Genomic DNA, 24,178 nt, shown 5'->3' with positions numbered 1-24,178 from the left:
GAAACTCTCGCGGGCCATTCAACCGAGGTGACCATGATCGAGGCGAAGAACCTCACGAAACGCTACGGCGACAAGACCGCCGTGAACGACCTGTCGTTCACGGTCGAGCCCGGCCGGGTCACCGGCTTCCTGGGCCCCAACGGCGCAGGCAAGTCCACCACGATGCGGCTGCTGCTGGGCCTGGACCGGCCCGACGCCGGCCGGGCCACCGTCAACGGGGTGCCCTACCGGGAGCTGGCCCGGCCCCTGCGGGTGGTGGGGGCGCTGCTGGAGGCGCGCGCCGTGCACACCGGGCGCAGCGCCCGGGACCATCTGCTGTGCCTGGCGCAGACGCAGGGCATCGGCAGGCGCCGCGTGGGGGAGGTCATCGAGCAGGTGGGGCTGGCGTCGGTGGCCGGCAAGCGGGCGGGCGGCTTCTCGCTGGGCATGGGCCAGCGGCTGGGCATCGCCGCCGCGCTGCTCGGCGACCCCGCGGCGCTGGTCCTGGACGAGCCGGTCAACGGGCTCGATCCCGAGGGCATCCTGTGGATCAGGAACCTGATGAAGTCGCTGGCGGCCGAGGGCCGGGCCGTCTTCGTCTCCAGCCATCTGATGAACGAGATGGCCGTCACCGCCGACCACCTCATCGTCATCGGACGCGGCCGGCTGGTCGCCGACTGCTCCACCCAGGAGTTCATCGAACGCAGCACCGAGCAGTCGGTGCTGGTCTCCACGCCCGACGGGGCGCGGCTGGCCGAGCTGCTGACCGCACAGGGCGCCACCGTCGAGGTGACCGGCGAGGGGGACCTGGACGTCACCGGGCTCGAGGCCGCGCGCATCGCCGAACTCGCCTCCGCCCAGGGCCTGGTGCTGCACGAGCTGTCGACCAGGCGCGGCTCCCTGGAGGACGCCTTCATGGAACTGACCAAGGACGCCGTCGAGTACGACGCGGGCGTGCCCGCCGCCGGAGGTGTGAAGTGAGCGCCACGACCGTACCGGGCGCCTCGGCGCCGGCCGCCAAGGAGAGCGGGCCGGGCTTCGCGGGCCTGCTGCTCTCGGAGTGGACCAAGATCCGTTCGGTGCGTTCCACCGTCTGGTCGCTGGCCGTCCTGGTGGTGCTCACCTGGGTGTTCACCGCGGCGTTCATGCAGATGGGCATCGCGAACTGGGACAAGACCGATGCGTCCCAGCAGGCCGAGATGCGGATGGACCCCACCGGCACGATCCTGGGCAGCGGCATCCTGCTGAGCCAGCTGGCGGTCTGCGTGCTGGGGGTGATGGCGATCGCCTCCGAGTACTCCACCGGCATGATCCGTGCCAGCCTGCTGGCGGTGCCCGGGCGGGTGCCCGTACTGGCGGCCAAGAGCGCGGTGTTCGGGCTGCTGGTCCTGGTGGTGGGCGAGGTGACCGCGTTCGGGTCCTTCTTCATCGGCGCGCCGATCCTCGACGGCAAGGCGCCGGTCGCGATCGGTGACGGCGGTGTCCTGCGGGCCGTCGCCGGCTGCGGGCTCTACCTCGCACTGCTGGGCCTGTTCGCCCTGGCCGCCGGTGCGATCATCCGCCACACGGCGGCGGCCATCACCGCCGTCATCGGATTCGTGCTGGTGATCACGCCGATGGCGGGCATGCTGCCCGGCAGCGTCGGCGAGCACGTGCACGCCTACCTCCCCACCCAGGCCGGCTTCATGATCACTCAGCAGCAGGAGCGGGCGGGTGACCTGCTGGGGCCGTGGCAGGGCCTGGGCGTCCTCGCGCTGTGGACGGCCGCGCTGCTGGCCGTCGCGGCGGTGCTGCTGCGGCGCCGCGACGCCTGACCGGCCGCGGGTGCCCGCCCCGGGGCGGGCGCCCGCGGGCCGCTGTTTCCAGGCGACGTCGACCTGCTCTCCACCAGGGCTAAAGACCCTCCTGCGACCCTCTTCGGCAGCGGCAGCAGAGAGGGAGTTACAGGAATGGCTCAGAGCAACGCGCACGCCGTCTCGATCACGAGTGCATTCAGCCCCGTCCGGATGGAGGGCGTCGCAGCGTCGGCGCACCGCGAATTCGACCTGGGTCATTTCGAGAAACTCCCGGCCCGCGACGTTCCCGTCGCCGCATTGTGTGCCGGGGTTTTACTGCGCCAGGGCGGAATTGACGCCGCGCATGTCCGGCTGCTCGTCGACGCGGCGGAGGCGGCGGACCTGCCGCCCGTCCTGGTCCAGGTGGACGGCTGCCGGGTCATCGACGGGCTGCACCGCCTGGAGGCCGCCCGGCTCATGGGCGAGGACCGCATCCGGGCCCGCTTCCTGGACTGCTCCAACGCCGAGGCCCTCGTCATCGCCCTGCAGGCGAACGGGGCCCACGGCCTGCCGCTGTCGAAGGCGGACCGCGTCGCCGGGGCCCAGCGGGTCCTGGGCTCCCACCCCGACTGGTCCGACCGCGCCCTGGCCGGGGTGACGGGGCTGAGCGCGAAGACGATCGCGTCGCTGCGCGAGAGGTCGGCGCTCGCCGCGCCGCTGGGCGGCAAGCGCGTCGGGCAGGACGGCCGGCGGCGCCCGGTGGACGCGGGCGAGGGCAGGCGGCGGGCCGCCGAGTACATCGCCGCCCATCCGGGCGCCCCGCTGCGCCAGGTCGCCCATGCCACCGACGTGTCGCTGGGCACGGTGCACGACGTCAGCGCGCGGCTGCGGCGCGGCGAGGGCCCCGAACGCGGCGGGCGCCACCCGCAGGCCCTGCGCCCGCAGCATGTGCGGCCGGTGCCGTCCGGGCCGGCGCCCGGCGGCCCGGACGCGGTGCAGGAGACAGCCGCCGAGGGCGGCCGGCGGGTGCCGCTGCGGGTGGCCGGGCCGGCGGAGGCCGCCGTGCCGCAGCGCCGGAACCACACCGAGGCGCCGCCCACATGGGCGGCGGTGGCCGCCAAGATGGCCGCCGATCCCGCCCTGCGCTACACCGCGGGCGGCCGGGAGCTGCTGCGCTGGATGCAGGCCCACGCCACCGAGCCCGGCGAGGACTGGCGGCGGATCGCGGACGCGGTCCCGCCGCACTGGCTCGGCGTCATCGCGCCGATCGCCGATCACATCGGCAAGGAGTGGTGCCTGCTGGCCGAACGGCTCAAGACCCGGCAGGAGTTGTGCCGCAACCCGTCGTCCTCAGGCTCCTGAGGGCGGCGGCGCGGTTACCGCGCGCGGCCGGGCGGCGGGCGGCGGGGCGCCGGCGGGGCAGCCGGGCTGCGGCACGACGGTGTGCGGGGGCGTCAGGGCGGGCAGGGCGAGCAGGACCGGTGGGTCGGCCGGGCGGGCCGGGCGCAGCCGCAGGGCGGCGCTGGTGACGGTGTCCGCGGTGACGGTGACGGGGGTGGCGCGGTCCCCGACGAGCGGCGTGGTTGCGGCCTGCGGGCCGTGGGCGCCGGCGGCGGCCACCGCTACCGCCAGCAGATGCCAGGTGCCTGCGGGCACGTCGTGCAGCGTGTAGCAGGAGGGCCGGTCGGCGGGCACGTCGACGACGGCCGCGGCGGCGGCCGGGTACTGGACCAGCGGTGTGGCGAAGGCGCCCAGGTAGACCCGTGCGTTGCCCAGCCCGGCCGGCAGCCGGACGGTTCCGGCGAGCGCGCCGCGCTGGGGGCCGGGGCCCGGGCCGGGCGCGGGCGGCTCCTGCGCCAGGCCGCGGCAGAGTCTGCGGAAGGCTCCGGGCGGCAGCCCGGTGGCGGCGGTGAAGGCGTCGGTGAACGACTCCGGGGTGCGGTATCCGACCGCGGCGGCGACCTCGGCGGTACTCATCGAGGAATCGCCGATCAGCCGCTTGGCCTCGTGAATGCGCAGTGCGGTGAGATAGCGGCCGGGGCTCAGCCGTGTTTCGTCCCTGAACAGGCGCGAGAAAGGGAAAGGGCCGAGCCGGGCCTTTTCGGCGATGTCGGAGACGGTCAGCGGTTCGCGGAGGTGTGCGCGCATGTACGCGAGTGCTCTTTCCACTGCCGCGTCCATGTCCGCCCCCCCCTTTTGCGTGTCGGTCCGCTCGGCAGTCTGGCTCGCCGCCGTCGCGGCCCGCTCGAGTCCCGCTCGAGGCCGGCTGCAGACCCCGGGCCCCGGACAAGGGGTCAGGAACGGAGAAGCCCGGGCGGCGGGGGCGCGGCTAGCGTGACGTGAATGGACCTCACCCTGCATACGAGTTCCCTGCCGCACGACGATCCGGACGCCGCGCTGGCCTTCTACCGGGACGTCCTCGGCTTCGAAGTCCGCCGGGACGTGGGGCGGGGCAGGACCCGCTGGATCACGGTCGGTCCCGCCGGCCGGCCGGACACCGGGCTGCTGCTGGCCCCGGCCGCCGCCGGCGCTGCGCTCACCGACGCGGAGCGCACCACCGTGCTGGAGATGATGGCCAAGGGCACCTTCGGGCGGATCGTGCTGGCCACCGGGGACCTGGACGCCACGTTCGCCCGGGTGCAGGCGGCCGGCGCCGAGGTCGTCCAGGAGCCGCTGCGGCATCCCGGCGGTGTCCGCGACTGCGCGTTCCGCGACCCGGCGGGCAACCTGCTGCGCATCCGGGAACCGGGCCGCCGGGCCGGCTGAGAGGAGCCCTTTGTGATGTGCCATCCCGCGTGGCGGCAGGCGCTGATCGCCGCGCAGCGTCTGCGTGACCTGGCGCAGGTGCGCCGCGTGCGCGACCGGATCGACAGGGACCTGACGCGGCCGCTGGATCTCGAGGCGCTCGCCCGCGAGGCGGGCATGGCGCCCGGCCTGCTCGCCTCGCGCTTCGCCGACGCCTACGGCCACTCGCCGTACGCCTATCTGACGGTGCGCCGTGTGGAGCGGGCGATGGAGCTGCTGCGGCACGGCGAGCACAGTCCGGCCGGCCTCAGCCTGGCGGTCGGCTGCCCGTCCGCGGCCGTCCTGGTCACCCGGTTCACCGAACTGGCCGGTATGAGTCCCGAGGCCTACCGGCGGCGCGCGGCGGCCAAAGCGGCCGGGCTGCCCCGGTGCGTGGCTCCGGCGCCGGCGCCGGCCGGGGCCGTGCGGGGGCGCCCCGCGTGAGAGGCTCACCAGGAATCCCGACAATGAGGAGGAAAGCCGTGAAGCGTACGCAGTCTCCTGCCCAGGAGTCCGGGCCGGGCGCCGGCAAGGGGTTCACCGCCGGCGAGCGGGCGGCGATGAAGGAGCGCGCCGCGGAGCTGAAGTCCGCGCGGCGCGGGCCGAAGGCGGACCCGGAGGGCGAGGTGCTCGCGAAGATCGGGCAGATGCCGGAGGCGGACCGGGTGCTGGCCGCCCGGGTCCACGAGATCGTGCGCTGCGCCGCGCCGCAGCTCACGCCGCGCCTGTGGTACGGGATGCCCGCGTACGCCAAGGACGGCAAGGTGCTGTGCTTCTTCCAGAGCGCGCAGAAGTTCAAGTCGCGTTACGCCACGCTGGGGTTCAGCGACGTGGCGGCGCTGGACGACGGCGCGGTGTGGCCGACGGCCTTCGCGCTGACCGGGATGAGCGCGGCGGTGGACAGGCGCATCAGGGCGCTGGTGCGGCAGGCGGCGGGCTGAGACAGCCCCTGCCCCGGGGCCGGCGGCGGGCCCGCCGGGCGGTGCCGGTCCGGGGCACCGCGCGGTGGGCCCGCCGCCGGCGGGTGGGGCGGGGCGGTCTCAGCCGAAGGAGATGGCCGCGCCGACCGGGCCGGTGCCCTCCCGGTAGGCGACCAGCTGGCACTGCTGGGCGGCGCAGTCCACGGTGACGGGGGTGCCGGTGCCGGTGCTCCAGTCGGTGGCAGTGAACTGCCGGCGCACGGTGTAGGCGGTGCTGAAGCCGCCGCCCGCGTCCACGGTGGCCGTCGCCAGCGTGTCGGTGCAGGTGGTGGCCTCCCGGCACTGGGACACGGCGACCTGGGTGCCCGCCGGGAAGCCGGTGCCGGTCACGGTCACGGACTGGCCGTCGGCCAGGCCGGCGGCGGGCGTGGCGGTCACCGCCGGGGCGGCGGAGGCCGGGGCGGCCGCGAAGGCCAGGGCGGCCACGGCGGCGGCGCCCAGCAGGCCGGACTGGGTCAGGCGCGAGCGGATCTGCATGTTCGTCTCCTGGATGGGTGCGGTGGGCCGTACGGCGCGTTGTGGTGATCACGCCTCACCCAGAGTCGGCCGCAGCGCATGAGATCCGGTGGAAGGCCGCTTGAGCCCCGGCTGTCCCCCGCCGGAGGGCCGGAGGGGTCAGGGGGTGCCGAGCATGAAGCCCACGCCCCGCACGGTGACGACCCAGCCGCTGTCGCCCAGCTTGCCGCGCAGGCTGCTGACATGGGTGTCGACGGTGCGCCTGGACCAGGAGTCGCCCCAGACCTGCTGGAGGAGCTGCTTGCGCGGGATGACCGTGCCGGGGTGCGAGGCCAGCAGGCACAGCAGGTCGAACTCCTTGCGGGTCAGGGCGACTTCCTCGCCGTCGACCAGGACCGCGCGGGAGGCCGCGTCGATGTGCAGGCGGCCGTGGCGGATCTCGCGGGCGGCGGCGGGCTGCCAGGCGGCGCGCCGCATCACGGCCTCGATCCGGGCCATCAGCTCCCGCAGGCCGTAGGGCTTGGCCACGTAGTCGTCGGCGCCCGCCTGCAGGCCCAGGACGCAGTCCAGTTCGGAGGCGCGGGCGGTGACGATGATGACGGGCACCCGGCTGACGGCCCGCAGCGCGCGGCAGACCTCCAGGCCGTCCAGGTCGGGCAGTTCGAGGTCGAGGAGGACCAGGTCGGCGTCCTCGTGGGCGCGCAGCGCGTCGCCGCCGCGCCGTACGCCGAGGGCGTCGTGGCCGTGCCGGCGCAACTGGGTGACCAGGGATTCGGCGCAGCCGGTGTCGGCGTCCACGACCAGGACGCGGCGCCCGGAGGGCATGGCGACGGCCGTGCGGTGGCCGGCGGCGGCCGGCTCGCGCTGCGGGGCGGGCGGGGCGGCGGGCGCGGGCGGGCGGGTGTCGAGCAGTGCCGGTGCCGATGTGTGGGTCATGCCTCCCCCGGGGGGTCCGGTGCGGTGGGCCGGGGGTGCGCGAGCCGCCCCGGGGGGTGACTCTAGGCGCGGGCGGTGGAGCCCCGGTACAGCCCGGCCGACCCGGCGTGGGGCGGGTTCTACGGGGTGAGGACCCAGGCCGATTCGTGGCGTGTGAAGCCGAGGTGCGGGTAGTAGCCGGCCGCGGCGGGGGCGGACAGCAGGACGAGTTTGGCGGCGGGCGCCTCGGCGCGGGCGGCGTCGATCAGGGCGCGGCCGATGCCGGTGCGCTGGCGGCCGGCTGCGACGGCGATGTCCGAGACGTAGGTGACGTAGGAGAAGTCGGACACGGCGCGCACGATGCCCAGGAGGGTGCCCGCGTCGTCGCGGGCGACCAGGACGAGGTTGGCGTTGGCGGTCATGGCGGCGAACCGTTCGCGGTCGGCCAGGGGGCGCCGGGCGCCCAGGCCGGAGTCGCGGTAGAGGCCGAGGACCTCGTCGAGGTCGAGGGTGCGGCCCTCGACGCGGTCAGTCGTCCAGCTCATGCAGTTTCTCCAATCGGGTGCGGATGACGTCGTGGTGGGCCAGGAAGCGGGCGGGGTCCAGGCCGGCGGTGTCGAGGCCCTGCTGGGCCAGGGTGGTGGCGAAGTGCTCGCCGGTGGCCAGGGTGCGGCCGGCGGCGGCCTGCACGCCGCGGTAGGCGCGTTCGCGTTCCATGCCGCCGGCCAGGAGGCCGGCGAGGACGGCGGAGCTGTGGAGGAGGCCGCCGGTGTCCTCGAGGTGGGCGCGCATCCGGGCGGTGTCGACGGTGAGCTGCTCCACCAGGTCGGCGGCCTTGGTGACCTGGTAGTGGCCGGTGCACAGGCTGTCGGGGAGGATGACCCGCTCCACGCACTGGTGGGCGAGGTCGCGTTCGTGCCACAGCGCCACGTTCTCCAGGGCCGTGTCGGCGTAGCCGCGCAGCAGGCGGGCCAGGCCGCACAGCCGTTCGCTCGTGGTGGGGTTGCGTTTGTGGGGCATGGCGCTGGACCCCTGGTAGGCGCCGGTGCGCGGTTCCTCGACCTCGCGGACCTCGGTGCGCTGCAGCAGCCGCAGTTCCAGGGCGATCTGTTCCACGCAGGCGCCCAGGGTGGCGACGGCCTGCAGTAGCTGGGCGTGCCGGTCGCGGGCGACGACCTGGCTGGGCGCGGGTTCGGGGGCCAGGTGGAGTGCGGCCAGGACGTGTTCCTCGACGCGGGGGTCGATCAGCGCGTAGGTGCCCACGGAGCCGGAGACGGTGCCGACGGCGACGGCCTCGCGGGCGGCGGCGAGGCGGCGCAGGCAGCGGTCGGCGGCGAAGGCGTGCGTGGCGAGTTTGTGCCCGAAGGTGGTGGGTTCGGCGTGCACGCCGTGGGTGCGGCCCACCATGACGGTGTCCCAGTGTTCGAGGGCCCGTGTGCTCAGGACCCGGCGCAGCCGGCGGGCGGCCGCGGTGAGCAGGTCGGTGGCCCGGGCCAGGGTGTGGCCCAGGGCGGTGTCGACGAGGTCGTAGCTGGTCATGCCGTGGTGCACCCAGCGTGCGGAGGCGGCGGGGATGTCCTCGCAGTAGGCAGCGAGGAAGGCCAGTACCTCGTGGTCGCGTTCGCGTTCGAGTGCGGCGACCCGCTCGGGTTCGGGCACGCGGGCGCGGCGCATGTCCTGGACCACCTGGTGCGGTACGTGGCCCAGGGCGGCCTGTGCCTGGGAGGCGAGGATCTCCACCCGCACCCACAGGGTGTAGCGGGAGCGGTCACTGAAGAGGTGGGCCATTTCGGGCAGTGTGTATCGGGCAATCATGCGGCGCCTTCGTGAAGGGGGGCGGGCGGGGGTCAGAAGGCGCCGAAGTACTCGCGCTGTTCCCACTCGGTGACCTGGCCGGGTGTGGTCGCCGCGGTGCGGCACCAGGTCTCGTAGCGGCGCAGTTCGCTCTCCTTCAGCTGGGTGAGGCAGGCGGTGAGCGGGGCGCCCAGGAGGCGGGCGGCGCGGCCGGTGCGGAAGGCGTCCAGGGCCTCGCGCAGGTGCTGCGGCACGGCGCCGTCGGCCGGTGCGGAGCCGCCGGCGGGTGTGCTGTGGGCGGGTGCGGGCGGTGCGGTCATGCCGTCCAGGCCGGCGAACAGCTGGGCGGCGGCGGTGAGGTAGGGGTTGGCGCAGGGTTCGGCGATGCGGTTTTCGATGTGGGCGCCGGCGCCCTGGCCGACGAGGCGGAGCATCGCGCTGCGGTCTTCCTGGCTCCAGCCGAGCCGGGTGGGTGCCAGGGTGTGCTCGGCGGCGAGCCGCCGGTAGCCGTTGACGGTGGGCACCGAGAGCAGGAACAGGTCGCGGGCCCAGTCGAGCAGTCCTTCCGCGTAGGCCTTGGCGTGCGGGGCCGGTCCGCCGCTGGGGCCTTCGGTGCCGAACAGGTTGGCGCCGGTGGTGAGGTCGGTGACCGACTGGTTGAGGTGCCAGCCGCTGGGGTCGGCGGCGTCCAGGAGCGGCTGGGACATGAAGGTGGCGTGGTGGCCGCGCCGTGCGCACCAGCTCTTGGTGAGGGTGCGGAAGAGCAGCATGGCGTCGGCGGTGTCCAGCGCGGACATCGGGCTGAACGTCGTCTCGACCTGGCCGGGCCCCGATTCGTGCTCCATCGAGCGCAGCGGCAGGCCCAGGGCGAGCAGGTGCAGGCCGAGGGGGTCGGTGAGGGGGGCGAGGGTGTCGTAGTGGCCGTCGAGGTTGAACTGGTAGCCGGCGTTCAGGGCGGCCACGCGCGGGGCCTGTCCCTGCAGTCCGAAGCCGTTGCCGGTGTTGCCGGGGGCGTCGTCGAGGCGGCGGGTGAGGTACCACTCGACTTCCAGGCCCAGGACGGGGGCGAGGTCTTGTGCGGTGTAGCGGTCGACGGTGCGGCGCAGCACGGCGCGTGAGGAGAGCGGGTGCGGGCTGCCGTCGCGCAGGTATTCGTCGCCGATGACCCAGGCGGTGCGGGCGTCGCCGCCCGGCAGGGGGTGGAAGGTGAGGGGGTCGGGGACCAGGATGAAGTTCCCGGCGCCGGCGATCTCGTCGACGCCGGTGTTGTGCTCGCCGAGGAAGTCGACGGCGACGGCGTGCCCGGTGTCGAAGAGATAGGGTCCGGGGCTGAAGTTCATGCCGTTGCGCAGCACGGAGGCGAACGCGGCGGCGGTGAGGGTCTTGGAGCGGGCCAGGCCGTGCGGGTCGCAGAAGACCAGGCGCACGTAGTCGAGGCCGGGCAGGCTCGCCTCGACGCGCTCGGCGGCCTCACGGCGGGCGGGGTCCCACAGCCCGTGGTCGGCCACGAACGAGGGCCGTCCGACGCTGCCCTGCTCGGCGGGCGAGGACCATGACCTGGCGTACATGGGAACGTCCTTTCACGGGCGCGGGTCAGCGGGTCAGCGGGCGGCGGCGGGTTGCCGCAGCCGCGGGCGCGGCGGTGCGGGTGGGGCGAGGTCGGCCTCCAGCCGGGCGGCGAGGCGGACGACGAGGTCGTCGGCGCCGACGGGTCCGACCAGTTGCACGGCGGCCGGCAGTCCGGAGCGGGTCAGCCCGGCGGGCAGTGACAGGGCGGGCTGGCCGGTCATGTTGAAGGGGTAGGAGGCGGGGGCCCAGGCCAGCCACTGCAGGTCGCGGGGGTCGGCCGCCCAGGGCGGGCCGACGGCGCCGGCGGCGAACGGCTCGAGGGGGACGGTGGCCATGGCCAGGACGTCGTAGCGGTCCATGACGGTGCGCAGGGTGGCGCGCAGGTTCTGGCGGACCTCCTCGGCGCGGATCACGTCGGCGCCGGTGAGGGTGCGTCCGTGGCGGATCACTTCCAGGCGGCCGGGGTCGGCCCGTTCGTCGTCCTCGCGGCGGGCGCCGGCCGCCTCGCCGGCGGCGAGGAGGTCGACGAGGGCGGGGTAGAGGTGGGTGCAGCGCACCTCGATGTCCTCGACGAGGTGCCCCTGGTCGCTCAGGGCCAGGCGGGCCTGCCCGGTGACGCGGCGGACCTCGGCGGCGGTGCCGTCGTACTCGATCCAGCCGATCCGCAGCGCGCGTGCGGTGCGGGGCGCGTCCAGGGAGCCGAGGCCGGAGTCGGGGTCGGCCGGGTGCGGGCCCGCCATGACCGTGGCGAGCAGCGCGGCGTCGGCGACGGTGCGGGCCAGGGGGCCCTGGTGGGCGAGCCGGTCGGCGCTGTTGGGCACATAGGGGATGCGGCCCAGGGAGGGTTTGAAGCCGACGACGCCGCAGAACGCGGCGGGGATGCGGATCGATCCGGAGCCGTCGGTGCCCAGGGCCGCGTCGCACAGGCCGGTGGCGACCGCCGCCGCGGCGCCGCCGCTGGAGCCGCCCGCGCTCAGGCGCGGGTCGTGGGGGTTGCGCACGGGCGGGGCGACGCGGCTGAGGGTGGAGGCGCTCCACCCGTACTCGGAGGTGGCGGTCTTGCCGACGACGACGGCTCCGGCGGCGCGCAGCCGGGCCACCGCGGGCGCGTCCTGGCGGGGCCGGGTGTTGGGCAGCAGGGAGCCGCGCTGGGTGGGCAGGTGACGGGTCTGCAGCAGGTCCTTGACGGAGACGGTGACGCCGAGCAGCGGCAGCAACCGCCAGGCGTCGGGGCCCTGTTCCCGGATGCGGGCGTCCGCGCGCCGTGCCGCGCGCAGCGCCTCCTCCCCCGCGACGGCCACATAGGCGCCGAGGGTGTCGCGTGCGCGCACGGCGTCCAGGACGGCCGTGGTGTGTTCGAGGGCGGACAGTTCGCCGCTCCGCAGGAGGTCTCGGGTGCGGCGGACGCCGTGGGCGCTCATCGCTCTCCCTTCACGACGCCCGGCGCACGTCACCGGCCGCGCCGGCGGCGGGCGGGTGGCCGGTGACGGCATGCAGGTGCCAGGCGGCGTCGAACGCGGTGACTTCCAGGCGGTGTCCGGCGGCGGCGAGCCGGGCGGCCAGGGAGGTGGCGCGGGCGAGGAACGCGGACACCCGGTGGGCGGCGAGCAGGTCCTGCTCGCCGAAGGGGTCGCCGGCGCAGCGCAGCAGCCTGAGGTCCATGAAGCCGTCGAAGCGGCGCCCGTCGACCTCGACGGCCTGCGGGCAGCGCAGCGAGAACCGCACGTTGTTGCTGACGTGCCCGTGGTGGTGCTGGTCGGAGAAGAACGCGACGTCGGGCAGGACGGGGGGCACGAAGTGGTCGCGGGCCGCCACCTCGGGCACCGGCGGCAGGTTGCCGGCCACGAAGTGCCAGGAGTTGTACTGCATGCGCGAGGACATGGCCCAGGCGGCGTCGGCGAGCGCGGACGGGGAGCCGCCGAAGTGGGCGGCGGCGCCGGGCCGCGGCACCACGCAGCAGAAGAAGTGCGTGATGTCCCAGTCGCAGATCTCCGCCCAGCTCTGCCCGCGCAGCGCCCGGACCAGGTCGGGCAGCGAGCGCATGCCGCGGCTCATCGCGAAGTCGGCGTCGAAGGCGTCGGCGGTGGCGGCGACCGTCTCGTGGACCAGGGCTTCCAGGCCGGTGCCGAAGGCGCCGTGCGGGCGGGCGAGCCAGCCGGGCGCGGCGGCCAGTTCCCCGGCCAGCTCGTCCAGGGTGGCGCCGGCCAGCGGCAGTGCGGCGCGCAGGCGCCGGGTGACGGCGTCCTGGCGGGAGCGGGCGGCGGGCCCGGGCGGGGCGGCCACCCGTTCCACCTTGTGCATCAGGGCGCCGTGGATCTCCCGGTACAGCTGGGCGCGGCCGCCCAGCCGGGCGCGGCGTTCGCGCAGCCGTGCGGCGAGCCGGTCCAGGTCGGCGACGCACGCCGAGGCGGCGGCAGGCACGGGTTCCAGGCCGGGTACGGCGTTGTAGGCGCGCCGGGCCCGCTCCAGCGTGTGGGCGACGTGGTCGACGCTCAGCTGGGTGCCGTTGGCCTCCTCGACGCGGCCGAAGCCGGCCGAGCGGATGAGCAGGGTCAGGCAGACGACGAGCTGGACGTCTGGGTCCGGCCACAGGTCGAGCGGCAGGTCCTGCAGGGTGCTCAGGGCGCAGTCGGGGTGGCCGGGCCACAGGGTCTTGCCGGTCAGGGTGTTGTGGCCGCGGAAGTTCGTGTACTGGGTGTCCTCCTGGTAGAGGACGAAGGGGGCGGTGCGCAGGGCCGCTTCGCGGGCCCGGTCGAGGAGTTCGGTGCGGCCGCCGGGGCCCTGGGCGGCGAGCCAGGCCCGGCAGTCGGCGACGGTTTCGGCGCTACGCCGGCGGGCGCACTGCAGTTGGTGCCGGTAGGCGGTGAGGGCGGCGTGGTCCCAGGGCACGCGCAGGACACCGCCGACCAGGTCGCGGGGGTCGAGGGGGCCGGTGCCGGGGGTGCGCAGGGCGATGCGGCCGTTGGTGGCCAGCCCGATCTCGCCGACGAAGACGGCCGGGCCGGCCGGGCCGGGGGCCGGGGCCGGGGGCGCGGGTTCGGCCGTGCCGGCGGACGTGCCGGCGGGCGTGTTGGCGGGCGTGTTGGCGGGCGTGTTGGCGGACGTGCCAGCGGGCGGGCCGGTGGGGGTGTCGGGGTCGTGCCAGGTCAGGCCGAACAGGGCCGTCAGGGCGGCCTGTTGGGCCTGGCCCAGGGCGCGCAGCTGGATGCCGGCGGGGACGTGTCCGTCGAGGGTGAGCAGGACCTCGAGTGCGGCGCGCGGGCCGTCGGCCCGGCTCGCCCGCTGCCAGACGCGCTCCAGCAGGTGGGGGAAGCCGGCGTCCAGGTCGCGTACGCGGTCCGGTTTGGCGGTGGCGCCGGCGGGGGTGCCGAGCCGGCTGGGGCGGCGGCTGATCCGCTTCTTCGCGTTGCGGGCGCGGCGGGACTCGCCGCGTCCTGCGGGCTCCTTCATGCGGCCCTCTCGGCGGTGAGTTCGACGTGGTTCCACATCGCGTCGTCGGTCGGGCTCCAGTCCTCGTCGACGTAGATGCAGTCGACCGGGCATTCCAGGACGCAGGCGGGGCAGCCCGAGCACAGCTCGGGGACGATGACCACGTCCAGGCCCCGGTCGAAGATCGCACCGAACTCCGCGGGACAGCCGCGCAGGCAGCTGTCGCAGGTGATGCACTCGGACGCCTCGATGCGTCGCGGGGGCTTCTTCCAGTTCTCGGCGCGGGAGCGGTGGGCGATGCGGTCGGCGCGCTCCGACAGCGCGGCGGACGAAGCAAGCTTCTTCACGGGATCGGCCCCCTCCGGGACTCTTCTCGGCCAGGCCGAGTCGGACGGTCCCGATCGTCACCGGGCCGCCTCGACTGCCCCCGGAGTGCGGGTGGACCGGCTGGAGGGCCGCGGCGCCCGCTCCAGCACGCTGCGAGCGCGGCCCGTGCGCGCCGCCGGACCGTGGACATCCGGCTGCGCGCGGGTCCCCTGCCCGGGGCGCCACGCGCACCGGCCCGTCCGCCCGCGGGCAGAGCCCCTGCGGCCGCCCGCCGCCCACCCACGGAGGAACCCATGCCCCTGCCGCCCGCCCGCGTCGTGCGCATCGTCGAAGGTGTGCGTACCGCTCTGCAGAGGCTGGCACGCAAGCTGGCGCCCGCACCGTTCTCGCTGCTGGAGATGGTCCAGGGCGCCATGCTCAGCCAGGCCCTCTACGCCGCCGCCGAGCTGCGTGTCGCCGAGGCGCTGCGGGAGGGCCCGCTGTCCGCCGAACGGCTCGCCGCCCGCGTGGGCGCCCACCCCGACACGCTGCAGCGGCTGATGCGGCTGCTCGCCTCCAACGGTGTGTTCACCGAGCGCAAGGACGGCACGTTCGGCCTGTCCCCGATGGGGGCGGCGCTGGGGGAGGACGCGCCGATGTCGATGCGGGGCATCGCCCAGCTCATGGGCCACCCGGTCCACTGGGAGGACTGGTCGCACTTCCTGGACGCGGTGCGCACCGGCGAGCCGAGCCTGCCCAAGCTGCGCGGGATGACGGCCTTCGAGTTCATGGAGGCCAAGCCGGAGTACGGGGAGGTGTTCATGAAGGGCATGGGCGCCATGTCCGCCACCGAGACCGAGCCGGTCCTGGCGGCCTACGACTTCTCCTCGTTCGGCACGGTCGTCGACTTCTGCGCGGGACGGGGCGAGCTGCTGGCCGGGATCCTGAAGAAGTCGCCGGGCGTGCGCGGGATCCTGTCCGATCCGCGGGCGGAGGTCAACGGTGCGGCCGGCTATCTGGCCGGGCAGCAGGTCGCCGACCGGTGCGAGGTGGTGGCCGCCGATCTGTTCGGGCCGGTGCCCCCGGGCGGGGACGCCTACGTGCTCAAGCACATCGTGCACGACTGGCCCCGGGAGCAGGCCCTGCGCATTCTGCGCAACGTGCGGGCCGCGATGCGGCCGGGGGGCCGGCTGCTGCTGATGGAGATGGTCGTGCCCGACAAGGCGAACGCCGCGCACTCCTCGAAGCTGGTCGACCTGTGGCTGATGCTGCTGGTGGGCGGCCGGGAGCGGACGGCCGGCCAGTACCGCGAGCTGCTGGCGCAGGCCGGTTTCCGCCTGGAGCGGGTGGTGCCCACCGCCGGGGCGATCTCGGTCGTGGAGGCCAGCGCCCGCTAGGGGCGCCGGGACAGGGGTGAGGGGTGCCGCCCCGGGGGCCGGGCGCGGCGGGTCTGGGGGGGGCGCCCCCGCCGGCGGGTGCGGGGGGCCGCGGGCGGGGGGGGGCGGGCGCCGCGCGGGCCCCCCCCCCCCACCCCTCTTGGTGTGGGTCATCCTGCGTCGGGGGTGCCGAACCAGCGGGTGAGGGCGGCGTGCAGGCCGCCCGGGCCGCCGGCGCCAATCCAGGCGACGTGCCCGTCGGGGCGGACCAGCAGGGCCCCGGCGCCGGCCAGCGCGGGTGCGGCGGTAGTGGCGGTCACGGTGTCGACGCGGCCGGCCCAGGGCGCGGCGGTCTCCCGCAGGGCCGGGTCGCCGGTGAGGTCGAGCAGGATGCCGCGCCCGGTGTGCAGGAGGGCGAAGGTGTCGCTGTCGCCGTCGGGGCCGCTCAGCGCGAACTTGCCCAGGCGGCGCCCCAGGAGCGGGTGGGGGGTTTCGCCGCTGCCTAGCTCGCCGCCGTCGATGCCGTCGTAGCGGATGTCGAGGTGGGAGACGATGCCCGCGAGGTGGCGGCGGACGCTGTCGTGGCCGGTGAGTTCGGTGATGATCCGGCGCAGCGGCTCGGCCTGGTCGCCGCCGAGGAAGACCATGCCCTGGGCGCGGGTGTTCATCAGCAGGCGGCTGCCCACCGGGTGGCGTTCGGCGTGGTAGGTGTCCAGGAGGGCTGCGTCGGCGCGGCCGGTGGTGACGGCGGCGAGTTTCCAGCCGAGGTTGGCGGCGTCCTGGACGCCGGTGCTCAGGCCCTGCCCGCCGGCGGGCAGGTGGATGTGGGCGGCGTCCCCGGCGAGCAGGACGCGGCCGCGCCGGTAGTGGGCGGCCTGGCGGGTGGCGTCGCTGAAGAAGCTGACCCAGGCGGCGCCGCCGGCGCTGATGTCCTCGCCGGTGATGTGCTTCCAGGCCTGCGCGACCTCCTCGAAGGTGACGGTGTCCTCGGCGCTGCGGGCGGCGGCGCCGTGCGGGCAGACGATGATGCGGTGCACGCCCTCGCCCAGCGGGGCGGCCATCACCATGCCGTTCGGGAGGGTTTCGCCGAGGTAGCGGGGCTTGAGGTCCAGGCCCGTCACGTCGGCGAGGAACATCGCGCGGGTGGCCTCGGTGCCGGGGAAGGCGATGCGGGCGAGCTTGCGCACGGTGCTCTTGCCGCCGTCGCAGCCCACCAGGTAGGGGGCGCGCAGCCGCCGTACGCCGTGGGCGGTCGCGACGGTGATCTCGGCGGCCTCGCCGTCCTGGAAGCCGTCGGCGAGGTCGAGGACCTCGCATCCGCGGCGGATGTCGGCGCCCAGGCCGCCGGCCCAGGCGGCGAGGACGGCCTCGGTCTGGCTCTGCGGGATGCCGCGGGCGCCGAAGTGGGCGCCCTGGAGTGCGGTGAAGTCGAACTGGACGCCGCCGAAGTGGCCGACGGGGCTGGTTTGAAGGCTCTCGCCCTGCCCGAAGCGGGGCAGCAGTCCGCGCTGGTCGAAGACCTCCATGGCGCGGGCGGTGAAGCCCAGGCCGCGGGACTGGCCGGTGGGTCGGGGCAGTTTGTCGAGCACGATCACGTGTGCCCCGCCCAGGCGCAGTTCGCCGGCGAGCATCAGGCCGGTGGGGCCTGCGCCGACGACGATGACGTCGGCGTCCATCGTGGTGTCCTGCATGGTCGTGGATTCCCTCTCAGTCATCAGTAATCCGGGCGCGCCCGGGGGCGGGGGTCAGCCGGTGCCGAACCAGCGTCCGGCCGCCTGGGCGAGCCCGTTGCCGTCGCTGCCGCCCGCCCAGGCGACGTGGCCGTCGGGGCGGACCAGGACGGCGGGTGTGCCGGCGAGCGGTGAGCCGGGGGCCGCCTGGGCGGTGACGGTGTCGACGCGGTCGGCCAGGGCGGTGTCCAGGGGCGGGGGCGCACCGTCCAGGGCCAGGAGCAGGCCGCGGCCGCCGCGCAGCAGTTCGGCGGTGGTGCACACGCTCTCGCCGGTGCGCAGCCGCACCGGCGGCAGCCGTGCCCCCCGCAGCGGGTGGGGCGGGCCGCCGACGTCGTAGCGGACGTCGAGGCCGCTGATCATGCCGGCGAGGTGGGTGCGTACCGCGTCGTGGGTGATGAGTTCGGCCAGGACCGTGCGCAGGCCCTCGACTTCGGGGCCGCCCAGCAGCAGCAGGGCCTGGGCGCGGATGTTGGACAGGACGGCGGCGCCGACGGCGGCGCGTTCGCTGTCGTAGGTGTCCAGGAGGTGGGCGGGGGCGGTGCCGTCGGCGGTGGCGGCGAGTTTCCAGCCGAGGTTGTAGGCGTCCTGGAGGCCGAGGTTGAGGGCCTGGCCGCCGATGGGCAGCTGGCGGTGGGCGGCGTCTCCGGCGAACAGGATGCGGCCGTGCCGGTAGCGGGCCAGGCGGCGCGTCTCGTCGTCGAAGCGGCCCGCCCACAGGGGGGTGCCGGCGGTGATGTCCTCGCCGGTGACGCGTTTCCAGGCGGCGGCGATCTCCTCGAAGGAGGGTGGGGCGGTGGTCCGTTCGCGGACGGTGGCGCCGAACTCGTGGACCATCACGCGGGTCACGCCGGCCGGGTTGCGGGCGGCCACGGCGAGGCCGGCGGGCAGGCGCTGGAAGCGGCGGGCGGGGATGTCGATGCCCTCGACGTCGGCGCGCAGCAGTGCGCGGGCGGGCGGGGTGCCGGGGAAGGCGGCGCCGGTCAGGCGGCGCACGGTGGAGTCCTGGCCGTCGCAGGCCACCAGGTGGGCGGCGCGCAGGGTGAGGCGGTGGCCGTGGCGGCTGGTGGCGGCGGCCTCGACGTGGGAGCCGTGGTCGCTCACGGCGTGCAGGGTGTGGCCGCACCTGAGGTCGGCGCCCAGGCCCAGGGCCCATTCCTCCAGGACGGACTCGGTCCGCGTCTGGGGGACTTTCCACTGGCCGGGGTAGGGGCTGGGCAGGGTCAGGTCGAGGGGGATGCCGCCGAAGTGGCCGCGTGGCTCGTGCGGGGGGCCGGCGAGGTCGGCGAGCAGGCCGCGGCTGTCGAGCAGTTCCATGGTGCGGGCGTGGAGGGTGGAGGCGCGGGACTCGGTGCTGGGGCGGTGGCGCCGCTCGACGAGGGTCACCTGGATGCCGCGCAGGGCCAGTTCTCCGGCCAGGAGCAGGCCGGTGGGGCCCGCTCCGACGACGACGACCTGGGTGTCGAGGGTGCGGGCGGGCCGGGTGCGGGGGGCGGTGCCGGCGGGGTGCTCCTGGCCGGCCATGTCAGCGGTTCCGCTCCGCGTGGTCCTTGGCGTGGCCGAGGGTGGCGAGGCTGTTGGTGCTCAGCGCGCCGTGCACGTAGGCGCGGGCGTCGGCGATGCCCGCGCCGGGGCCCAGGACGCGGGCGATGGTGTGGGGGTTGAGGGTGACGGTGTGCTGGGAGGAGGCCCTGGCGCCGCCGTCGTCGGTGTCCTCGAAGGTCCACAGGCCGGTGTGCAGGGTCATCAGGGCCGGCAGGGTGACCTGCTTGTAGGCGATGCGTTCCTGGCCCAGGACGACCCGGTAGGACTTGGTGGTGTGGGTGGAGCCGTCCCGGGCGCGGGTGTCCATTTCCAGTTCCTGCAGGCCGGGGGTGTCCTCGGTGAAGCGGACGCGGGCCACGTGCGGCAGCCGGTCGGGCCACAGTCCGGCTTCGTTGACGAAGGCGAAGGCGTCCTTGGCGGGGGCGTCGAGGGTGACGGTGTCGGTGAAGGAGAACGTCAGCTCCTGGCGGTCGGCGGCGTGGACGCGTTCGACGTTGTCCTTGAGGGCGGCCAGTTCGCTGGTGCTGTTCTTGTCCACGGCCCGCTCGATCCACAGCAGGTCGTGCGGGTCGTCGCCGGCGGCCCGGTAGTCGTGCTGGAGCCTGACGCGTGCGCTGTCCTCGCCGAGGGGTTCGACGATCCAGGTGCCGCCCATGGCGGCGACCGGCGGGGCCGGCACCTCCTGGCGGAAGGTGATGCGCAGGGCCTCGGCATCCAGGGTGCGCAGCGAGGTCCAGGTCTTGGGCTCGCCGTTGGCGGTGGCCCAGATGCGGATGCGTTCCTCGCCGGGGCCCGCCGGCCGGCTCTCCACGTGGATGGTGGGCGGGAAGATCCGCGGCCAGTTGGTCACCTCGGCCAGGAGGCGGTAGACGGCGCCGGCGGGCGCGCTGATGGTGATCTCGTGCTCGACCTCACGAGTCGTCATGACGGCTTCTCCTCGGTACTACGGGCTACAGGCGACGGGTTACAGGCTGCGGGCGGCGGGCCGGGGGGGGGCGGGCCCCTGGGGTCGGGGGTGCGGCGGGCCCCGGTGGTCGGGGCGGGCGGGGTTCAGAAGTTGCCGAGGCCGCCGCAGACGTTGAGGGCCTGGGAGGTGATGGACGCCGCGGTGTCGGAGGCGAGGTAGCCGACGAGGCCCGCGACCTCCTGGGGGGTGGAGTAGCGGCCCAGGGGGATCTTGGCCTGGAACTTCTCGAGGATCTCGGCCTCGCTGGTGTCCCAGGCGGCGGCGTAGCCCTGGCGCACCCGCTGGGCCATGGGGGTCTCGACGTAGCCGGGGCACACGGCGTTGACGGTGATGCCGGTGGGGGCCAGTTCGTTGCCCAGGGCCTTGGTGAAGCCGACGACGCCGTGCTTGGACGCCGAGTAGGGGGCGCCCAGGACGACGCCCTGCTTGCCGGCCGTGGAGGCGATGTTGATGATCCGGCCGCGGTCCTTGGCGCGCATACCGCCGGTGGTCAGGACCTCGCGGGTCATGCGGAAGACGCTGTTGAGGTTGGTGTCGATGACGTCGTCCCACAGCTCGTCGCTGATGTCGGCGGTGGGGCCGCCGCCGGAGCGGCCGGCGTTGTTGACCAGGACGTCGACGGTGCCGAAGGCGGCCACGGCGGCGTCGACGAACGCCCGGACGCTGGCGGCGTCGCGGACGTCGAGGGGGTGGCCGTCGGCGTCCAGGCCCTGTTCGCGCAGGGCCTTGGCGGTGCGGGCGACGTTGTCCGCGTCGCGGGCGCCGATGAAGACGCGGTGGCCCTGGCGGGCCAGCAGCCGGGCGCATTCCAGGCCGATGCCGCTGGTCGCGCCGGTGACCAGGGCAACCGGGCGGGTGGTGTCGGACATCAGGGGGTGTTCCTCTCAGGCGGCCCGGGCCCCGGAGGGGGACAGCTGGGCGTTGACGATGTCGATCAGGTCGCGGGGGGTGAGGTCGTCGCCGAGGTCGTCGTCGTCCAGGACGATGCCGTACTCGCGCTCGATGCGGCCGCCGGTCTCCAGCAGCGCGATGGACTCGTAGCCCAGGACCTCGAAGGTGGTGTCGAGGATGTCCGCGTCGAGGTCGACGTTCTCGTCCGCGCCCGCGGCCTCCAGGAGGATCCGCCGCAGGGCGTCGAGGGTGAACTGGGTGGTGGCCATGGGGTCCGTCCTTGGGTTCTCGGGGGCTGCCGGCGCCCCGGCTGATCGTGGTGTGGCGGCCGCGGCCGGGCCCCGCGAGCCCGGGGGCCGGGGGGCCGGGGGGGGCCGTTCAGGCGGGCGCCTGCCACCGGTAGAAGCGCTGTGCCATGGCGTCGGCGGGCGAACGCCAGGCCGCGGCGTCGTAGGGGTCGATGAACGGGGTGAGGTCGTCGCTGATCCGCACGAAGCGGGGGTCGTCCTTGGCGTCCTGGATGCGGTCGCCGCCGTCGTCGTCGTCGAAGTCCTGCAGGTGGAAGTACAGGCCGTTGAAGGCGAACAGCTGGCGGCGGCGGGTGCCCATGCGGTGCGGCATGTCACTGGCGTCGAAGTCGGCGAACAGCCGGGCGACGTCCGCGCTCGAACCGGGCGCCATGCGGGCCACGATCAGCGTGCTGTGCATAGGGTCTCGCTCCTTGGGCGGGTGCGGTGGGTGACGGCGCACGGCGGCCGGTGCGGCGGGCGTGCGGCCGGGGGGGTTAGTCGCCGGCGGTGCGGGTGTGCACGACGCGGTAGGTGTTGGCGTCGTGGCCCTTCTGCAGGGCGGCGATGCGCTCGTCGTTGGTGCGGCGGGGCGCGGGCTTGCGGGCGTGGGGCAGGTCGCGGAAGGCCTCGTAGCTCTCCTTGCTGTCCCACTGGGAGTAGACGACGGCGAAGGCGCCCTCGACGAACATGGCGCGCAGCCCCCTGAAGACGCTGTGCGAGCGGTAGCCGGGGACGTTGACCAGCCAGTCCTGGCCCTGGCCGAGCAGGGTGACCAGCTCGGCCTGGTCGGCTTGGTCGACCTGGTGGACCTCGATGGCCGTGTAGTCGTCGCCCTCGGGCGAGACCTCGACGCTCCCGGCGCCGGAGCGGGTGCGGGAGAAGACGATCTCGTTCTGCAGCAGCCGGATGGCGGTGGTGATCTCGCGGAAGACGGGCAGCGTGCGGTGCTTGAACTCCTCGCCGTCGTAGCGCTTTTCCAGGTCCTCGCCGCTGCGCCACTGGATCAGGTTGGCGGTGGCGGGGCTGCCCTGCCCGGCGTGCACGGTGGAGGAGATCCATCCCGGGTAGGCGGCCGCGTCGACGATCTTCTGCATCTCGGTGAGCAGCTGGTCCTGGTGCTCGGGGGTGTCGGTGGTGAACAGGTTGAGGACGGTGAGGTAGTTGTCCTGGGTGGAGATGATCGGCATGGTCTTCTTCGCTTCCTTCAGTCCTGGGATACGCGTGCGGTCCTACGGCCGGGGGGCGGGCGTGGTCAGGCGGCGGGGCCGAACCAGCGGGCGAGCGCGTCGGTGAGGGCCATGCCGGTGACGCCGGCGGCAGCTCCCGTGCCGGGGCCGCCCACCCAGGCGATGTAGCCGTCGGGGCGCACCAGGACGGCCCCGGTGCCGGTGCCGGTGGGGTGGCCGGTGTCCTGCACGGTGACGGTGTCGACGCGGTCGGACCAGCCGCGGGCGGCGGCCCGCAGTGTGTCGCTGCCGTCGGTGTCGAGCAGCAGGCCGCGGCCGGACTCCAGGAGGGTCAGGACGCTGTGCTTGACGCCGTCGACGGTGATCTGCCGGTCCTGGAGGCGGCGGCCGAGCAGCGGGTGGCGCTCGCAGCCCACGTCGTGGCGGATGTCGAGTCCGGTGACCATGCCCACCAGGTGGCGCTGGACCGGTTCGTGGCGCGCCAGTTCGGTGAACACCTGGCGCAGCGGGCCGGCTTCCGGGCCGCCGAGGTAGAGGGTGCGCTGGGCGAGGGTGTTGGCGAGGATGCGGGCGCCGACGGGGTGGCGCTCGCCGTGGTAGGTGTCCAGGAGTCCTTCGGGGGCCAGGCCCTTGATGTCCAGGGCGAGTTTCCAGCCGAGGTTGACGGCGTCCTGGATGCCGGCGCTCATGCCCTGGGCGCCGATCGGCAGGTGGATGTGGGCGGCGTCGCCGGCGACGAAGACGCGGCCCTTGCGGTACTGGGCGGCCTGGCGGCTGGCGTCGGTGGTGGAGGAGACCCACAGCGGTGTGGCGGCGCTGATGTCCTCGCCGGACAGGCGGTGGAAGGCCTCGGCGACCTCCTCGAAGGTGATCGGGTCCGGGCCGGTGCGCATCGGCTGGGCGCGGTCGTAGTAGATGACGCGGCTGCGGTCGGGGCCCAGCGGCAGCACCATGACCATGCCGCCGGGCACCGGCTCGCCGCTGAAGCGGGGGCGCAGCGGGACGCCGGTGATGTCGGCGAAGCGCAGTTCGACGGTGGGGGCGCTGCCCGGGAAGTCGATGCCGGCGCTGGTGCGCACCGTGCTGCGGGCGCCGTCGCAGCCGACGACGTGCCGGGCGCGCAGGGTGGCGGTGCCCCGGGCGGTGGCCACGTGGACGCGCACGCCCTCGTCGTCCTGCTCGACACCGGTGACCTCGATGCCGCGGCGCACCTCGACGCCGCGCTCGGCGATCCAGCCGGCGAGCATGGCCTCGGTCCGCGACTGGGGGATGCCGCGCGCCCCGTAGGAGCCGCCCTCAACGATCCGGTAATCGAGCGGAACTGAGCCGAAATGCCCGAACGGAATGACATCCACATCGCCGAGGCGGGACAGGAGTCCGCGCTGTGTGAATTCCTCGATCGTGCGCGCGGAAAAGCCCAGGGCTCTCGATTCCCTGATGGGTTCGGCAAGCCGGTCGACGACCAGGACCGTGACTCCGTTGAGACTCAACTCGCCTGCGAGCATGAGTCCGGTGGGCCCTGCTCCTGCAATGATCACGTCCGCGTCAAAGGTATCCATCTGTCCTCTTCCGACTGGTGTTTGATGAGTATTGCCGGATCACTCAGGAACGGTAAAGCGACTGAGGTACAGGCTTTGTGCAATTGGTTACAGAGCTTGGCCTGCAATGTCAGATCTCTGGCAGGCGTCTGGTGGCGGGGGCGTGGGCGGGCTCATGCTCGGGCGGTGACTTCCAACTTTTTTCCCGCCGCGCCGGCCGGGGCGGGCGGTGCGGGCGACGCCGCTGCGGTCGCCGATCTCGTGGCGCGCTATCTGGTCACGCTGGATGACGGGGAACTCGACGACGCCTGGGCGCGGAGCCTGTTCACCGAGGACGCCCGGGTCGCCTTCCCGATGAGCCGGCACCAGGGGTGTGCCGGGCTCGCCGGGTGGCACCGTGCCTCGCTCGCGGCGTTCGCGGCCACCCAGCACCTGGGCGCGCCGGCGGTGGTGACCGTGACGGCGGAGCGTGCCCTGTTCCGTGCCAACGTGCTGACCACGCACGTCCACCATCCCGGCGCAGGGCGGCCGCCGCTGTTTCGCGCGGGGACACTCGCCTGGGGTGCGGCCCGGCGCACGGGCGCCGGGTGGCGGATCGGCGAGCTGTCCTTCCGGGTCCTGTTCACCGAGGGCGAGCCGCCCGCCCGCGCCTGAACCGGGCCTGCCC

25 protein-coding genes are annotated in these 24,178 nt (G+C 74.6%); 8 read left to right on the top strand and 17 right to left on the bottom strand.

What is annotated here, in order from left to right:
- Positions 1–33: 33 nt before the first annotated feature.
- From ACFC1X_RS38450 to ACFC1X_RS38440, 3 genes are all read left to right on the top strand, one after another.
- The gene (locus tag ACFC1X_RS38450; RefSeq protein ID WP_376363638.1) at positions 34–960 is read left to right on the top strand and encodes an ABC transporter ATP-binding protein; all 927 of its coding nucleotides are present in this window, start codon (positions 34–36) and stop codon (positions 958–960) included.
- A complete protein-coding gene (locus tag ACFC1X_RS38445) occupies positions 957–1,793 on the top strand; it encodes an ABC transporter permease subunit (protein WP_376363635.1) in 837 nt (278 codons plus the stop codon). Before ACFC1X_RS38450 ends, ACFC1X_RS38445 begins: the two co-directional genes overlap by 4 nt.
- A gap of 135 nt (positions 1,794–1,928) precedes the next feature.
- Positions 1,929–3,116 carry a ParB N-terminal domain-containing protein gene (locus ACFC1X_RS38440; protein ID WP_376363632.1) on the top strand — a complete coding sequence of 396 codons (1,188 nt, stop codon included), beginning with the start codon at positions 1,929–1,931 and terminating at the stop codon, positions 3,114–3,116.
- Here the strand turns inward: ACFC1X_RS38440 and ACFC1X_RS38435 are convergent.
- Complete coding sequence (locus ACFC1X_RS38435) at positions 3,105–3,902, bottom strand: helix-turn-helix domain-containing protein (RefSeq protein ID WP_376363628.1); 798 nt, start codon at positions 3,900–3,902, stop codon at positions 3,105–3,107. The two genes, ACFC1X_RS38440 and ACFC1X_RS38435, sit on opposite strands and share 12 nt — an antisense overlap.
- A 195-nt stretch (positions 3,903–4,097) precedes the next feature.
- On the opposite strand from ACFC1X_RS38435, the gene ACFC1X_RS38430 reads away from it, so the two are divergent.
- The 3 genes from ACFC1X_RS38430 to ACFC1X_RS38420 are packed head-to-tail and all read left to right on the top strand — an operon-like array spanning position 4,098 to position 5,479.
- Positions 4,098–4,520: a VOC family protein gene (locus ACFC1X_RS38430; RefSeq protein ID WP_376363625.1), complete on the top strand. Its 423-nt coding sequence runs from the start codon at positions 4,098–4,100 to the stop codon at positions 4,518–4,520.
- 15 nt (positions 4,521–4,535) lie between these two features.
- Positions 4,536–4,982, top strand: a complete 447-nt coding sequence (locus ACFC1X_RS38425; RefSeq protein ID WP_376363622.1) for a helix-turn-helix transcriptional regulator — start codon at positions 4,536–4,538, stop codon at positions 4,980–4,982.
- Between the two features lie 38 nt (positions 4,983–5,020).
- Positions 5,021–5,479, top strand: a complete 459-nt coding sequence (locus tag ACFC1X_RS38420) for an iron chaperone (RefSeq protein WP_376363619.1) — start codon at positions 5,021–5,023, stop codon at positions 5,477–5,479.
- A gap of 99 nt (positions 5,480–5,578) precedes the next feature.
- Here ACFC1X_RS38420 and ACFC1X_RS38415 read toward each other — a convergent pair whose 3' ends face one another.
- The 8 genes from ACFC1X_RS38415 to ACFC1X_RS38380 form a co-directional block, all read right to left on the bottom strand.
- Positions 5,579–5,995 (bottom strand): enediyne antibiotic chromoprotein, encoded by a 417-nt coding sequence (locus ACFC1X_RS38415; protein WP_376363616.1) that lies wholly within the window; start codon positions 5,993–5,995, stop codon positions 5,579–5,581.
- A gap of 138 nt (positions 5,996–6,133) precedes the next feature.
- Positions 6,134–6,799, bottom strand: coding sequence for a response regulator transcription factor (locus ACFC1X_RS38410; protein ID WP_376363662.1), 666 nt, complete (start codon positions 6,797–6,799; stop codon positions 6,134–6,136).
- Positions 6,800–7,029: 230 nt separating this feature from the next.
- Positions 7,030–7,434: a GNAT family N-acetyltransferase gene (locus ACFC1X_RS38405; RefSeq protein WP_376363613.1), complete on the bottom strand. Its 405-nt coding sequence runs from the start codon at positions 7,432–7,434 to the stop codon at positions 7,030–7,032.
- Complete coding sequence (gene purB / locus ACFC1X_RS38400) at positions 7,418–8,704, bottom strand: adenylosuccinate lyase (protein WP_376363611.1); 1,287 nt, start codon at positions 8,702–8,704, stop codon at positions 7,418–7,420. Before purB ends, ACFC1X_RS38405 begins: the two co-directional genes overlap by 17 nt.
- A gap of 32 nt (positions 8,705–8,736) precedes the next feature.
- On the bottom strand, positions 8,737–10,251 hold the full coding sequence (locus ACFC1X_RS38395; protein WP_376363608.1) for a glutamine synthetase: 1,515 nt from the start codon (positions 10,249–10,251) through the stop codon (positions 8,737–8,739).
- Between the two features lie 33 nt (positions 10,252–10,284).
- Entirely contained in the window at positions 10,285–11,673 is a 1,389-nt protein-coding gene (locus ACFC1X_RS38390; RefSeq protein WP_376363606.1) for an amidase, read from the bottom strand.
- Between the two features lie 10 nt (positions 11,674–11,683).
- Positions 11,684–13,702 (bottom strand): hypothetical protein, encoded by a 2,019-nt coding sequence (locus ACFC1X_RS38385; protein WP_376363603.1) that lies wholly within the window; start codon positions 13,700–13,702, stop codon positions 11,684–11,686.
- Positions 13,699–14,028 carry a 4Fe-4S ferredoxin gene (locus tag ACFC1X_RS38380; protein WP_376363600.1) on the bottom strand — a complete coding sequence of 110 codons (330 nt, stop codon included), beginning with the start codon at positions 14,026–14,028 and terminating at the stop codon, positions 13,699–13,701. Before ACFC1X_RS38380 ends, ACFC1X_RS38385 begins: the two co-directional genes overlap by 4 nt.
- 273 nt (positions 14,029–14,301) lie before the next feature.
- Here ACFC1X_RS38380 and ACFC1X_RS38375 point away from each other — a divergent pair, with 273 nt between their 5' ends.
- A complete protein-coding gene (locus ACFC1X_RS38375) occupies positions 14,302–15,384 on the top strand; it encodes a methyltransferase (protein ID WP_376363597.1) in 1,083 nt (360 codons plus the stop codon).
- A 149-nt stretch (positions 15,385–15,533) separates the two neighbouring features.
- Here the strand turns inward: ACFC1X_RS38375 and ACFC1X_RS38370 are convergent, their stop codons facing one another.
- From ACFC1X_RS38370 to ACFC1X_RS38335, 8 genes are all read right to left on the bottom strand, one after another.
- Positions 15,534–17,078, bottom strand: coding sequence for an FAD-dependent monooxygenase (locus ACFC1X_RS38370; RefSeq protein WP_376363594.1), 1,545 nt, complete (start codon positions 17,076–17,078; stop codon positions 15,534–15,536).
- A gap of 30 nt (positions 17,079–17,108) precedes the next feature.
- Positions 17,109–18,617: an FAD-dependent oxidoreductase gene (locus ACFC1X_RS38365; protein WP_376363591.1), complete on the bottom strand. Its 1,509-nt coding sequence runs from the start codon at positions 18,615–18,617 to the stop codon at positions 17,109–17,111.
- A 1-nt stretch (position 18,618) separates the two neighbouring features.
- Positions 18,619–19,563, bottom strand: a complete 945-nt coding sequence (locus ACFC1X_RS38360; protein ID WP_376363588.1) for an aromatase/cyclase — start codon at positions 19,561–19,563, stop codon at positions 18,619–18,621.
- 125 nt (positions 19,564–19,688) lie between these two features.
- Positions 19,689–20,474 carry a 3-oxoacyl-ACP reductase FabG gene (gene fabG / locus ACFC1X_RS38355; protein WP_376363586.1) on the bottom strand — a complete coding sequence of 262 codons (786 nt, stop codon included), beginning with the start codon at positions 20,472–20,474 and terminating at the stop codon, positions 19,689–19,691.
- Between the two features lie 15 nt (positions 20,475–20,489).
- Positions 20,490–20,765, bottom strand: coding sequence for an acyl carrier protein (locus tag ACFC1X_RS38350; protein WP_376363583.1), 276 nt, complete (start codon positions 20,763–20,765; stop codon positions 20,490–20,492).
- A gap of 109 nt (positions 20,766–20,874) precedes the next feature.
- Positions 20,875–21,204 (bottom strand): TcmI family type II polyketide cyclase, encoded by a 330-nt coding sequence (locus ACFC1X_RS38345; RefSeq protein ID WP_376363581.1) that lies wholly within the window; start codon positions 21,202–21,204, stop codon positions 20,875–20,877.
- Positions 21,205–21,280: 76 nt separating this feature from the next.
- Positions 21,281–21,973 (bottom strand): antibiotic biosynthesis monooxygenase family protein, encoded by a 693-nt coding sequence (locus tag ACFC1X_RS38340; RefSeq protein WP_376363579.1) that lies wholly within the window; start codon positions 21,971–21,973, stop codon positions 21,281–21,283.
- 65 nt (positions 21,974–22,038) lie between these two features.
- Positions 22,039–23,532, bottom strand: coding sequence for an FAD-dependent monooxygenase (locus ACFC1X_RS38335; protein WP_376363576.1), 1,494 nt, complete (start codon positions 23,530–23,532; stop codon positions 22,039–22,041).
- A 165-nt stretch (positions 23,533–23,697) separates the two neighbouring features.
- Here ACFC1X_RS38335 and ACFC1X_RS38330 point away from each other — a divergent pair, with 165 nt between their 5' ends.
- Positions 23,698–24,165, top strand: coding sequence for a nuclear transport factor 2 family protein (locus ACFC1X_RS38330; protein WP_376363575.1), 468 nt, complete (start codon positions 23,698–23,700; stop codon positions 24,163–24,165).
- Positions 24,166–24,178 lie beyond the last annotated feature (13 nt).

The sequence above is a fragment of the Streptomyces sp. NPDC056128 genome (assembly GCF_042263835.1).
Taxonomy (GTDB): domain Bacteria; phylum Actinomycetota; class Actinomycetes; order Streptomycetales; family Streptomycetaceae; genus Streptomyces.
The sequence above is the reverse complement of the archived record's forward strand: the minus strand, read 5'-3'. Positions and strand labels throughout refer to the sequence as shown.

Excerpts from the sequence above, each read along its gene's own strand:
- ACFC1X_RS38390 (WP_376363606.1), bottom strand. The coding sequence starts at position 11,673 with ATGAGCGCCCACGGCGTCCGCCGCACCCGAGACCTCCTGCGGAGCGGC.
- ACFC1X_RS38440 (WP_376363632.1), top strand. The coding sequence starts at position 1,929 with ATGGCTCAGAGCAACGCGCACGCCGTCTCGATCACGAGTGCATTCAGC.
- ACFC1X_RS38395 (WP_376363608.1), bottom strand. The coding sequence starts at position 10,251 with ATGTACGCCAGGTCATGGTCCTCGCCCGCCGAGCAGGGCAGCGTCGGA.
- ACFC1X_RS38405 (WP_376363613.1), bottom strand. The coding sequence starts at position 7,434 with ATGAGCTGGACGACTGACCGCGTCGAGGGCCGCACCCTCGACCTCGAC.
- ACFC1X_RS38430 (WP_376363625.1), top strand. The coding sequence starts at position 4,098 with ATGGACCTCACCCTGCATACGAGTTCCCTGCCGCACGACGATCCGGAC.
- ACFC1X_RS38360 (WP_376363588.1), bottom strand. The coding sequence starts at position 19,563 with ATGACGACTCGTGAGGTCGAGCACGAGATCACCATCAGCGCGCCCGCC.
- ACFC1X_RS38425 (WP_376363622.1), top strand. The coding sequence starts at position 4,536 with ATGTGCCATCCCGCGTGGCGGCAGGCGCTGATCGCCGCGCAGCGTCTG.
- ACFC1X_RS38385 (WP_376363603.1), bottom strand. The coding sequence starts at position 13,702 with ATGAAGGAGCCCGCAGGACGCGGCGAGTCCCGCCGCGCCCGCAACGCG.
- ACFC1X_RS38340 (WP_376363579.1), bottom strand. The coding sequence starts at position 21,973 with ATGCCGATCATCTCCACCCAGGACAACTACCTCACCGTCCTCAACCTG.
- ACFC1X_RS38345 (WP_376363581.1), bottom strand. The coding sequence starts at position 21,204 with ATGCACAGCACGCTGATCGTGGCCCGCATGGCGCCCGGTTCGAGCGCG.
- ACFC1X_RS38415 (WP_376363616.1), bottom strand. The coding sequence starts at position 5,995 with ATGCAGATCCGCTCGCGCCTGACCCAGTCCGGCCTGCTGGGCGCCGCC.
- ACFC1X_RS38335 (WP_376363576.1), bottom strand. The coding sequence starts at position 23,532 with ATGGATACCTTTGACGCGGACGTGATCATTGCAGGAGCAGGGCCCACC.
- purB (WP_376363611.1), bottom strand. The coding sequence starts at position 8,704 with ATGATTGCCCGATACACACTGCCCGAAATGGCCCACCTCTTCAGTGAC.
- ACFC1X_RS38370 (WP_376363594.1), bottom strand. The coding sequence starts at position 17,078 with ATGACTGAGAGGGAATCCACGACCATGCAGGACACCACGATGGACGCC.
- ACFC1X_RS38410 (WP_376363662.1), bottom strand. The coding sequence starts at position 6,799 with ATGCCCTCCGGGCGCCGCGTCCTGGTCGTGGACGCCGACACCGGCTGC.
- ACFC1X_RS38375 (WP_376363597.1), top strand. The coding sequence starts at position 14,302 with ATGCCCCTGCCGCCCGCCCGCGTCGTGCGCATCGTCGAAGGTGTGCGT.
- ACFC1X_RS38435 (WP_376363628.1), bottom strand. The coding sequence starts at position 3,902 with ATGCGCGCACACCTCCGCGAACCGCTGACCGTCTCCGACATCGCCGAA.
- ACFC1X_RS38350 (WP_376363583.1), bottom strand. The coding sequence starts at position 20,765 with ATGGCCACCACCCAGTTCACCCTCGACGCCCTGCGGCGGATCCTCCTG.
- ACFC1X_RS38450 (WP_376363638.1), top strand. The coding sequence starts at position 34 with ATGATCGAGGCGAAGAACCTCACGAAACGCTACGGCGACAAGACCGCC.
- ACFC1X_RS38365 (WP_376363591.1), bottom strand. The coding sequence starts at position 18,617 with ATGGCCGGCCAGGAGCACCCCGCCGGCACCGCCCCCCGCACCCGGCCC.
- fabG (WP_376363586.1), bottom strand. The coding sequence starts at position 20,474 with ATGTCCGACACCACCCGCCCGGTTGCCCTGGTCACCGGCGCGACCAGC.